Annotated in this window: 12 protein-coding genes and 1 tRNA gene; 8 read left to right on the top strand and 5 right to left on the bottom strand. The window is 43.1% G+C overall.

Going from position 1 to position 10,743, the window contains the following annotated elements; translation table 11 throughout:
- The coding region (locus ACH19P_RS15390; protein ID WP_462159478.1) for a winged helix-turn-helix domain-containing protein at positions 1-545 on the bottom strand (545 nt) is incomplete at its 3' end.
- Between the two features lie 314 nt (positions 546-859).
- Between ACH19P_RS15390 and ACH19P_RS15385 the strand changes: the two genes are divergently transcribed.
- The 3 genes from ACH19P_RS15385 to ACH19P_RS15375 all read left to right on the top strand — a co-directional run bounded on the left by ACH19P_RS15385 (position 860) and on the right by ACH19P_RS15375 (position 3,861).
- Positions 860-2,086 (top strand): serine hydrolase domain-containing protein, encoded by a 1,227-nt coding sequence (locus ACH19P_RS15385; RefSeq protein ID WP_462159477.1) that lies wholly within the window; start codon positions 860-862, stop codon positions 2,084-2,086.
- Between the two features lie 205 nt (positions 2,087-2,291).
- Complete coding sequence (locus tag ACH19P_RS15380; RefSeq protein ID WP_462159476.1) at positions 2,292-2,807, top strand: DUF3016 domain-containing protein; 516 nt, start codon at positions 2,292-2,294, stop codon at positions 2,805-2,807.
- 175 nt (positions 2,808-2,982) lie between these two features.
- On the top strand, positions 2,983-3,861 hold the full coding sequence (locus ACH19P_RS15375) for a sulfite exporter TauE/SafE family protein (protein ID WP_462159475.1): 879 nt from the start codon (positions 2,983-2,985) through the stop codon (positions 3,859-3,861).
- On the opposite strand, the gene ACH19P_RS15370 is transcribed toward ACH19P_RS15375, so the two are convergent.
- Positions 3,858-4,157, bottom strand: coding sequence for a prephenate dehydrogenase (locus tag ACH19P_RS15370; RefSeq protein WP_462159474.1), 300 nt, complete (start codon positions 4,155-4,157; stop codon positions 3,858-3,860). The two genes, ACH19P_RS15375 and ACH19P_RS15370, sit on opposite strands and share 4 nt — an antisense overlap.
- Positions 4,158-4,227: 70 nt before the next feature.
- Between ACH19P_RS15370 and ACH19P_RS15365 the strand changes: the two genes are divergently transcribed.
- Complete coding sequence (locus tag ACH19P_RS15365) at positions 4,228-4,440, top strand: hypothetical protein (protein WP_462159473.1); 213 nt, start codon at positions 4,228-4,230, stop codon at positions 4,438-4,440.
- A 61-nt stretch (positions 4,441-4,501) separates the two neighbouring features.
- Here the strand turns inward: ACH19P_RS15365 and epmB are convergent, their stop codons facing one another.
- Positions 4,502-5,518, bottom strand: coding sequence for an EF-P beta-lysylation protein EpmB (gene epmB, locus ACH19P_RS15360; RefSeq protein ID WP_462159472.1), 1,017 nt, complete (start codon positions 5,516-5,518; stop codon positions 4,502-4,504).
- Positions 5,519-5,558: 40 nt separating this feature from the next.
- Here epmB and efp point away from each other — a divergent pair, with 40 nt between their 5' ends.
- Positions 5,559-6,125, top strand: a complete 567-nt coding sequence (gene efp, locus ACH19P_RS15355) for an elongation factor P (protein ID WP_462159471.1) — start codon at positions 5,559-5,561, stop codon at positions 6,123-6,125.
- A 92-nt stretch (positions 6,126-6,217) separates the two neighbouring features.
- Positions 6,218-7,198: an elongation factor P--(R)-beta-lysine ligase gene (epmA, locus tag ACH19P_RS15350; RefSeq protein WP_462159470.1), complete on the top strand. Its 981-nt coding sequence runs from the start codon at positions 6,218-6,220 to the stop codon at positions 7,196-7,198.
- A 207-nt stretch (positions 7,199-7,405) separates the two neighbouring features.
- On the opposite strand, the gene ACH19P_RS15345 is transcribed toward epmA, so the two are convergent.
- Positions 7,406-7,481 (bottom strand) — tRNA-His (locus tag ACH19P_RS15345).
- A 304-nt stretch (positions 7,482-7,785) separates the two neighbouring features.
- On the opposite strand from ACH19P_RS15345, the gene ACH19P_RS15340 reads away from it, so the two are divergent.
- Together ACH19P_RS15340 and ACH19P_RS15335 are read left to right on the top strand one after the other, a co-directional pair.
- Positions 7,786-8,607, top strand: coding sequence for a mechanosensitive ion channel domain-containing protein (locus ACH19P_RS15340; RefSeq protein WP_462159469.1), 822 nt, complete (start codon positions 7,786-7,788; stop codon positions 8,605-8,607).
- A gap of 19 nt (positions 8,608-8,626) precedes the next feature.
- A complete protein-coding gene (locus ACH19P_RS15335; protein WP_462159468.1) occupies positions 8,627-9,403 on the top strand; it encodes a DUF481 domain-containing protein in 777 nt (258 codons plus the stop codon).
- Between the two features lie 31 nt (positions 9,404-9,434).
- On the opposite strand, the gene ACH19P_RS15330 is transcribed toward ACH19P_RS15335, so the two are convergent.
- On the bottom strand, positions 9,435-10,649 hold the full coding sequence (locus ACH19P_RS15330; protein ID WP_462159467.1) for a glycosyltransferase family 4 protein: 1,215 nt from the start codon (positions 10,647-10,649) through the stop codon (positions 9,435-9,437).
- Between the last annotated feature and the right edge of the window lie 94 nt (positions 10,650-10,743).

The raw sequence follows: 10,743 nt of genomic DNA, 5'->3' as shown, positions 1-10,743 counted from the left end.
TTCTTCGCCCAAAGATTATTTACACACATTACTTCTGGGTAGCGTTTAAACACCACGAATTTGCCATTGGGCGAATAAATACTTGCTAGCTCCCGATTATCGGTAGATGTAATAGGGCGAATTTTATCTACGGTGAAGGCGATGTTTGCAGCTGGGCGTTGCATGAATAGCACCACCATACACACAGCTAACAGCGATACCCCCAGAACACTCAGTAAAAGTCGGTGGTTATGTTCGGTACGGGGATGAGTCTTTGCTAAAAGTGAGGCAGTGTTAATCTTGTTCGAGGGTGGGGTCAAATCTTGCCACTTAACATCGCACTCTAAGCTATATCCTTTCTTTGCATGCGTTTTTATGTAGTCTTGCGCTTTAGCGTCATCTCCCAACGCTTTTCTTAACAGAGCAATACATCGCTGTAGTGTGTTGGGCGATACCACCGTATTTTCCCATACATGGCCGAGCAAGATGTCTTGGCTTATTACCTGACCTTGATGTTCAGCGAGGAAAGTGAGAACAGCGATAGCTTTTGGGGGAAGCGTTTGCACCTCTGTTTTCCGCAGGTGATTTGGTTCCTTGATGTATCTATAAAATAATCACCAAGCCAGTATTGTTCAGTCATGCTTTCACGATTCCATATTGAATTTGTGCGCAGCCCTTCGCGCCCATCAAACTGTATAAACATTACCACCATCGCCCCTGTATAAGAATACAGACCATTGAATACACTCAAAAATCAGCAAAAAATCAGGTTTTTTTCATGCTTTTAAGTGTGATGAGAGGCAATTTGGGTTGAGTTCCTAATTCGCGTTTTACTCGGTCGTGAATTAAATCAACACTAAGGAAGATTATGAATATTGATATGAGTATCAGAAAAGCACTCGGCATTGCGTTGTTTGGGTGTATTGGGTTGTCATTTTCTGTGATTGCAGGTGTAAAAGGTAAGCCGGCACCAGAAGCGAAGGCAGATGAAGCTAAAATACAGCACTGGCGTTACCCAGATAGCGATGTAAAGTTTATGGATATTGCAGAGTTAAAAGAAGCTTATATTAGCGCCGCGCCGCAGGATAGAGGAGATGGTATTCCAGTAGGTAAGCTTGGTAAAACCGGCGCAGACAAAGAAAAAATTATGGCACTGGCCAACGAAATCGCTCAAGGCATGCACGGTCAATACGACAGTATGCTTATTTCACACAATGGTAAGTTAGTGTTTGAATCCTATTTTCGCCGTGGTCGTGTAGATTTATCCCACCCGCAATCATCAGCAACTAAATCTTACACAGGGTTGGCGTTAGGGCGCGCGATTCAGCTTGGGTATTTATCGATGGAAGATTTGGACAAACCAGTCATTCACTTTTTGAAGGACATAGATACCAGCTCCATCGCGAGTGGGACAGATAAAGTTACATTACTTGAAGCGCTTACGATGACCACAGGACTCCGCGTTAGTGAGCAGCAGTGGGAAAAAATGAGTGAAGACCCAGACTCTTTGCGTGGGCAGGGGGAAATTCAAAAAATGTTTGAGCAAAGTGAACCTATTACCGCCGAAAAGCAGGTGTTCCGTTATGGCACTGGGCCCATTTTAGTTATGCAAGTGATTGAAGCAGTTGTTCCGGGCACTGCGAGAGACTTTATCCAGCAAGAATTGTTCGCAAAGATGGGGATCACCAATTATGACTGGCGAACAGCCTTGAGTGGATTGCCTGAATCGGGGTGGAAAATGAGTCTTACATCGCGCGATATGGCGAAAATTGGCTTGCTGGCTTTGAATAAGGGGAAGTGGAATGCAGAGCAATTGGTTTCCGAAGCCTTCCTTAAAAAAGCGACCAGTCGAATTATTCTACCCGGTGATGAAGATGTATTTGGTGGAGGTAAAGATGTATTAAATCAGGGGTATGGCTTCTTTTGGTGGAGTGCAGATTTACGCTCTGGAGATAAATCCTATTTCAGCGCATCCGCACAAGGTGGAGGCGGTATGTACATCATCTTATTGGAAGAGTTAAATCTATCGATAGTGTTTACCGCACACCACCGAGACAATGAAACCTTGCAAATGACTGCGCAAAGAATAATACCTGCATTTATCTAATCTTCGCTTATCTTAGCGGTATAGCTCCCCTCGATGACTATACTACAACCCAGCTTCGGCTGGGTTTTCATATTTGACTCAAGTGATTACGCTCGGTACAAATAAGCATAATAGATTACACTTAGTAACGAATTTATTGGGCATTTTGTAATCTAAACGGTAACAGAAGGGTCTATATTAAAGCAGAACACATTTGGAGAATGTTATGAAAGCAGCCACTTTATTAATTACCGCAGCCGCGCTTGTAACGTCTGTCAGTTCGTATGCAGGTGAAGCAAAGATTAAATGGGGCGATTTAAATGATTACGCTGATGCACGTCCTGCGAATGAAACCAAAAAGAGATTTCAAGAGCGCTTAGTTAAACGTTTCGACGAGCATTTTAACTTTGAAGCGCAAAATAATCTTCCTGAAGGCTATGTGTTTAGTGCCGAGGTTAAAGATTTAGACTTAGCGGGTGATGTGCGTTACGGCATGAATGAATTTCGTGTTATTGAGTCTTTGTACATCCCTCGTATTGAATTTAGTTACCAACTGACTGACAAAGATGGGAAAGTGTTGAGCGAAGGAGATGTGAAAATCAAAGATATGGGCTTCATGGATCGCATGCGCTCAATCCATGCCGATAAAGAGTTTTACTATGACTTTCGCTTGATCAGCTCTTGGTTCCAAGACACCCTGTATCCAGAGTTGGGTATCGAACCAACAAAAAAATACCGATAAATTTAAAGTTTAAATGGCGCCTTCTTGGCGCCATTTTTGTGCTGGGCAGCTGCGTTCGTGATTAACAAGTGGTAATCTGTTTACCATAAACTATTCCTTTTATTTCTTTATCTAGATGACCCGAAGCCACATTTACCCCGTAACACTCGTTGCGCTGTTTAGCGTGTGGTGCATTGTGTATTTTAATTACTTCACTGTGGGTGACTTAGCTACAAACTGGGCGTCGTCTGTGACGATGGCTTTTGGTTCATTTGTTGCCGGCTCAACTCCTTTGGGTGGTGGAGCTGTTGCTTTTCCTGTTTTTACCAAGCTTTTAAATTATTCCGCAGTGGATGCCAAAACATTCTCACTTGCTATCCAAGCGGTTGGAATGAGTTTTGCCACGCTCTTTTTTGTTTCGCGCAAGGTCAAAATCTATTGGTCCTTGCTGATTCGGGTATTGCCTCTAGCTTTACTAGGATTGGCAATTGGTTTGCATTTTAATGTTGCCAATACATACCTAAAGGTGTTGTACAGTTTCTTGTTATTGGGCTGCGGTTATTTGCTGGTCAAGAGTATTAACGAGCAAGACGGACTGTGGCGCTCGGGCGCAGGGCTTTTTATCGTGGCATTACTCGGTGGCGTATTGAGTGCGTTTGTAGGCGCGGGTGCAGACACCTTATTGTTCTTTTATTTGGTTCTGAGGCAGCGTGTAAGTGCAAAAGCACTTATCCCGACAACGGTATGTTTAATGGCTTTGATATCAATGATTGGTATTGTCAGCTTAACCTTGCTTGGCCAATTCTCTATAAATCACTCAGTATTTAATGCATGGTTTTTTGCAGCCCCTATTGTGGCTATTGGCGCGCCATTAGGTGCCTATGTATTGGGTAAAGTTCACGAGCGTGTTGTACTGCGTTTTATCTACTTGCTGATCGTGGTAGAAGTGTTATCTACGCTGTTCATCATTGATTTTGCGATAGAGATGAAAGCCCTATTACTAGGGCTTACTATGCTGGTGGTATGGAGTGTGCTGCGCAGTCGGCGCTTGTTCTCACACCCGCAGCAACGTTAGTTAGTTTTAAATGTTGCTAGCAAAGCGAGTAAATTCTGAAGTTTTAGGACCGTTTTTTTCAATAAATCTGGGTCGAGATCGTCGTTTTGACTCAAGGTATCGACGTCGGCCGCTACATCTAATACGTAAGGTTTGAATCGCTTGGCTTCAAAATCAAAACCTGCATCTTCATTAAAGAGCGCTTGAAATTTGCCGTGGCCATCTTTTTGCAGCTGATCTAACTTTTGGTCTGCATCAAGTGCTTGACGATAGGCTAGTTTTAAATTGTCGTTAAGTTTTTCGATAATAGAGTTCATTTTCTTCTAAAGCTTTTTCGCATTTGGCCGATATGGTACGTGGATTCATTTAAAAAGTCAGGTAAGCGTTATGAATATATCTGGAGGCTCTCTCCCTGTCATGAGTGACAGTGGTCAAGGCGCAGAAATCTATAGCGCAGCACTCGCCAAGAAACGTCAGCAAGCTGATGGTCAGGCCGCTATTGCGCTTATTGAATCTGCTGCAAACGTAACCCGCGTGGCGCAAAGCCCAAGCGCTGGTGTTACATCAACGCTGGGTAGCAACATTAATATCCACGTTTAATTCAGCAGTTACGCCGTAATGAACCAATAAAAGTCCGCACTGAGTTGCGGGCTTTTTTTGTTTAAGGTGCTAGATGTAAGTCTATTGGCGTTTTGCTGTGTTCGCCGCCAATTTCACGCACGAGCTTTGGTACTAAAAAGCCAGGGAGTGCTTTTATGATTTGCGCCATGATCTCTTTAGCTTCGCCTTCATTTATGTCGAAGTGAGCCGCGCCTTGGACTTTGTCTAACAGATGTAAGTAGTAAGGTAAAATGCCGACTTCGAAAAGTTTTTCGTTGAGTGTGATTTGCGCTTCCACACTGTCATTCACGTCGCGAAGTAATACCGCTTGATTCAATTGAGTGACACCGGCACTTTTAAGCATCGCTGTCGCCTTAGCGAATGCCTCATCTATCTCATTGCCATGGTTAATGTGATGCACTACAACCACTTGCAGTCGTGTATTATTTAATACTGTGCACAGCTCAGGAGTAATGCGCGCAGGAATCGTAACAGGCAGGCGTGAATGAATGCGCAAGCGTTTGATATTCGTGAGGGCTTCCAGTTGCTCAACAAACCACGCGATGTGCTCGTCATTGGCCATCAGTGGGTCACCACCACTTAATATGACTTCGTTTACTTCCGGCTTCGATGCGATGTAGGCAAGTTTGTCTTCTAGTGCCTTTTTATTTAACTGGTTATCGCCATAGGGGAAGTGGCGTCGAAAGCAGTAGCGGCAATTTATGGCACACGCTGATTTAAAAACTAACAGCACGCGAGAGCGGTATTTGTGCAGTAATCCTGGCTGCTCGTTGTCTTGCTCAAGCAGTGGATCTTCACTGAAACCATTTACTTGTTCAAATTCTTGTCGACGAGGTAAAACCTGTAATAACAAAGGGTCGCGTGCGTTTCCTTTTTCCATCTTCGCTATAAAAGGGCGGGGCACTCGCAGGTTAAAAAGGGTTCGAGCTTCGCTGTCTGGGATGAACTCTTGCACTGGAAGATCAAGTAAAGTCAGCAACTCTTCAGGGCGAGTGACAACATTTGCTAATTCTTTTTGCCAGTTTTTATGCAAATTTACTTCGATTCTTTGTATCATTGACAGGTTAATTACTCGAAATTGTTTATTAGAGGACAAGATGGCGAATTATAGCACCAACGAGTTTAAGGGTGGCCTTAAATTTATGATGGACGGCGAGCCTTGTAGCATCCTTGAAAATGAGGTTGTTAAGCCTGGTAAAGGTCAAGCGTTTAACCGCGTTAAAGTACGTAAGCTGATCTCAGGTAAGGTATTAGAAAAGACGTTCAAGTCAGGCGACTCTGTTGAAGGCGCTGATGTAATGGACACCGATCTAGCATACCTATACACAGACGGTGAGTTCTGGCATTTCATGAACAATGAAACGTTTGAGCAAATCGCAGCTGACGAAAAGGCGGTAGGCGACAACGTTAAATGGTTGGTGGAGAACGACTCTTGCACAATCACTTTGTGGAACGGTAACCCAATTGCTGTAACTCCACCTAACTTTGTTGAGCTAGAAGTGACTGAAACAGATCCAGGTCTGAAAGGTGACACTGCGGGTACAGGCGGTAAGCCTGCTACTTTGAGCACAGGAGCAGTTGTTCGTGTGCCATTGTTCATCCAAATCGGTGAAGTAATCAAAGTTGATACACGATCTGGCGACTACGTTAGCCGTGTAAAATAATCGCCCAAAGCGATACTATTACTTTGTAATGATCCCAGCTCGGGTTACGCGCTGGGATTTTTTATTTGGCGACCCTGTGAAAGGAAAGAATAATGAATCATCCAGACGTGTTATGGCAGCCCAGTGCGAGCATTGAAACGCTTAAACAGCGCGCTGCAATCATACGTACCATTCGTGAGTTCTTCTTCGCACGCTCGGTGATGGAGGTAGAAACACCGTGTCTATCACAAGCCAGTGTGACTGATGAGCACCTACATTGCTTCTCTACTCAGTTTGTAGGGCAAGGGTATGCTCAAGGTTTGCCGCTTTATCTGCAAACGTCGCCAGAATATGCCATGAAGCGTCTTTTAGCCGCGGGAAGTGGTTGCATTTATCAAATTGGCCGCGCGTTTCGTAATGAAGAAAACGGTCGCCATCATAACCCCGAGTTCACAATGTTGGAGTGGTACAGAGTTGGCTTTGATGAACACGAGCTCATGGACGAAATGGATGAGCTGATTCAGCTTGTTTTGGCAACTCAACCAGCAGCGCGTTTTTCTTACCAGCAAGCGTTTATCCAGCACCTTAATATTGATCCCTTGCAGGCAACGCTGGAGGAGCTTAAAGAGATCGCTAGCGCTGAGGGTTTTGCTGACATAGCGCAAGTTGAAACAGATCGAGATGTCTTGCTGCAACTACTTTTTTGTATGGTTATTGAACCGAGAATCGGCCAAGAATCACCGTGCTTTGTTTATGATTTCCCCGCATCTCAGGCCGCACTCGCTAAATTAAATCAAGCTGACCCGCGCGTCGCAGGTCGGTTTGAGTTGTACTTCAAAGGCAAAGAATTAGCCAATGGTTTTAATGAGCTGACGGATGCGCGAGAGCAACGAGCCAGGTTCGAAGCAGACAACGCAAAGCGTGCAACTAAGGGATTAGCACCGGTAGAGTTAGATGAGCATTTTCTAGCTGCACTTGAAACGGGTTTACCTGATTGTGCAGGAGTAGCACTGGGTATTGATCGCTTGGTGATGTTAGCCTGTGAAAAGTCGCACATTAAAGAAGTGCTTAGTTTTGATGTGGAAAGGGCGTGATAGTTTAAACTGCTAGAGCAAATGAATCCGTCATAAAGTGCTGGCTTTTTTGCTAGTGAAAATGGAATTCTGCCTGTCAGCCGAATATAAAGCCATAGTGTCACATTGATATGTAGCTTTGAATGAGGGATATGTTGATATTTTGGTGTTTAAGATTTCAAATAAATTTGAAATAAATAATAAATTAGAAATACTTAGGGAGAAAAATGGGGCGACTGACGAGACTTGAACTCGCGACAACCGGAATCACAATCCAGGGCTCTACCAACTGAGCTACAGCCGCCATAAAGAAGTGCACATCGCTTGATGTGTGGCGCGCATAATACATAGTTTAATTGTAGTTGTGAAGAAAAAATTTAGGAGTTTTTATTGTTCGCTTTAAATTTAATCTAAATGCCAGCTATTTTTCTTCGAACGGGCTAAATTTAGTAAAACTTTGTTGATGGAATGGGGTGTGTGTTCAAACTTCACCAAGATATTCAGTTGCGATTTATTTAAAAACTGAGAGAATAATATATTAGGTACAAAGGTGCAGCTGCGCGATACTGTATTGTGTACCAATTTTATAGCAAATCGTAGGAGTGCTAATGGAAACTATAACAAACTGGATCTCAGAAAACTCTGAGCTATTAACTCACTATGCTGTGCAAGTCGTGCTAGCAATTATTATATTCATCGTAGGTCTGCGTATCGCTAAATGGTGTAGCAGCCTCACTGAAAAAGCGTTCGCGAAACGAAAAGTTGACAAAGCCGTTGGTTCATTCTGCGGCAATATTATCTATGCGTTGGTTTTCATTGGCACGTTATTAATGGCGTTGTCACAAGTGGGTGTTGAAACGACCTCTTTCATCGCCATTCTCGGTGCTGCGGGCTTAGCTGTTGGCTTGGCACTGCAAGGTTCCCTATCAAACTTTGCTTCAGGTGTTCTAATCATCATCTTACGTCCATTTAAATCAGGTGATTATATTGAAGCGGGCGGTAAAGCGGGTGTAGTTCGAAAAATTGAAATATTTTCTACAGAAATGAATACGCCGGATAACAAAATCATCGTTATGCCAAACTCTGCAATTATGTCTGGCGCCATTGTTAATTACTCACGTGAAAAGACACGTCGAATCGATCTAGTGATTGGTGTAAGCTATGACGCAGATTTGAAAAAAGCTAAAAGTGTACTTACGTCAGTACTTGATGCGGAAAGCCGTATCCTAAAAGACCCTGCGTACACAGTTGCAGTCAGTGAGCTTGCAGATTCGAGTGTTAACTTTGTTGTTCGCCCTTGGGTTAATACAGCTGATTACTGGCCAACATATTTCGACCTAATGGAAAACATTAAAATCGCATTAGATGATAACGATGTAGGTATTCCTTATCCTCAAATGGATGTTCACCTACATAAAACTGGCGAATAATCAGGGGAATATCGCTAACATGAAATTGAAGTCCTTGGCTTTGTTGGTTGCAGCATGTGCTGCAACCAACGTTACAGCAGAAGAGAAAAAAACCTGGGAAGCTAACGCCGAGCTTGGCGCTATTATTACCAGCGGTAACACTGAAACGACCACATTTAAAGGCGCATTAACGGTAAAGCACAACTTAGAAATGTGGAACAATGAGTATAAGTTAAGCGGTTTGTACAAAGAAGATGAAGTTGAGCAGAACGATGGCTCAAAGACAACGGAACGTACAAACGAAAAATACTTTGGCTCAGCGCAAGGTAACTATAAGCTAAACGAAAAGAATGCGCACTTGTTCGTATATGGCTCTTACTTGAGTGATTACTTCGGTGCATATCGTGAAGAAGCGGTTGCTTCTGCTGGTTATGGTTTACGCTTAATTGATAACGAAACAATGGTGTTAAACGCGGAAATCGGTCCAGGTTACAAGTACTTTAAGTATCCAAATGACAGCACTGAAGTTGGCGATAACGGTGAACTGCTTGCTGGTGAGTGGGAAGGTGAGGTGATTGCACTTGCTAAAGCCGATTACACTTGGCAAATTTCTGAGGGTGCAAAGTTTACTCAGTTGTTAGCTGTTGAATATGGTGACACAAACACGAAAACCCGCTCTGAAAGTGCCTTGTTGACCAAAATCAATGGTTCTTTGCAAATGAAAGTTGGTTTTAACGTTACCCACAACACTGACGTTGCAGAAGATAAAGACAATACCGATACGGAAACTGCTTTAACTCTCGTATACAACTTCTAAAGTAAAAAAGCCTCTTCATTGAGGCTTCTTTTTACTGTTTTGCTCGAAGCAACGCTTGTTCGAATTTCTCAAAAAGCAGATCCCGAGAAAATCTCTTATTTGCAAGGTTTTTGGAACTTTCTATCGCATTGTTTACTGCAGCTTCATTGTTTAAAAAATCATGAATCCTCTTCGCCGAAGCGCTGAAGTCGTTTGAGGTAACTACTCCGCATTTTTCTTTACTTATCAATTCAGCCTGCCAACCACCATGGTTAACTGCAATTGGTTTACCTGCAGCCATAGCGTCAAATAGTTTGTTTGCGGAGTTTTTCCACGTTTCCTGTATCCCACCAACTAAACTAAAACACAAATCTGCGCGCTGATATAAGTGCACAACTTTGTCTTTTGAGACTGGGTCGAGAATGAAGAGGTTTTTCTGATAAACGTCGAGTTCTTTCGCTAACTTAATGACGTCTGGTTTACACATTCCAGAGCCTATTGCGACAAAACAGAGTTCTGGGAACGCTTTGGCTGCATGTGCTAAGTGAGCAAAGTAGTCAACTCGGTTTACAAGACCAAATGTACCGGCGTAAAGGATAAGCTTTCTGTCATTGACAAAGCTGAGCATGGCATCAATATCTGTGTTAGCTGTGGGTATATTTGAGAACAACTCGGTATCGCAGGAGTTAGGAATGACATGGATTTTGCTAGTATCGTATCCGTATTTCACGACACCTTTCCCCATATCATCAGACAGAGCAATCACCTGAGAAGCGTTTTTGTAGGTCCATTTCTCAAATGCATTCAGCATGTTAATCAGGATTTTGTTTTTGATGACACCCATGGCAATTGGCACTTCAGGCCATAAATCCCTTACCTCAAAAACAAAAGGTACTTTTTTAAGCTTCTTATAGATAAGAGCTGGGATTGCAATGGTCAACGGAGTACTTGTTGCGAAGACCAAGTCCGCTTTTATTTTTAAAGCCTTACGAGAAGAGGCCAGTGAAAAGCTAAGAAATTTTTGGATTCGCTTCGCAAAGCTATCGGTATTTGAATAGGGGAGATGATAAATGTGAAGTTCGATGCCATCTATTTCGCGCTCGTTCCAACCAGCCTCGAAAGTATCAAACTGTTCGAGAAATGCTGATGAGGTGATCATCGTCACCCGGTGGCCCTTTACAACCAGTCTTTTGGCCATTTCATAAGAGCGTGTACCACCGTTGCATTTAGGCGTTGCGAAGTATTGGTGTAGGTAGATTAAATGCATCTGAGCCAAGAATCATTTGATTAAGTGCCGCTATTATACTTGAACTGGGCAAAGTCTCTATAGCGGGAAAATTAACATTTTCAATGTATGTCAA

Source organism: Pseudoalteromonas sp. GB56, assembly GCF_054923835.1.
Note: the sequence above shows the minus strand (reverse complement) of the source record. Positions and strands in the feature narration are given on the sequence as shown.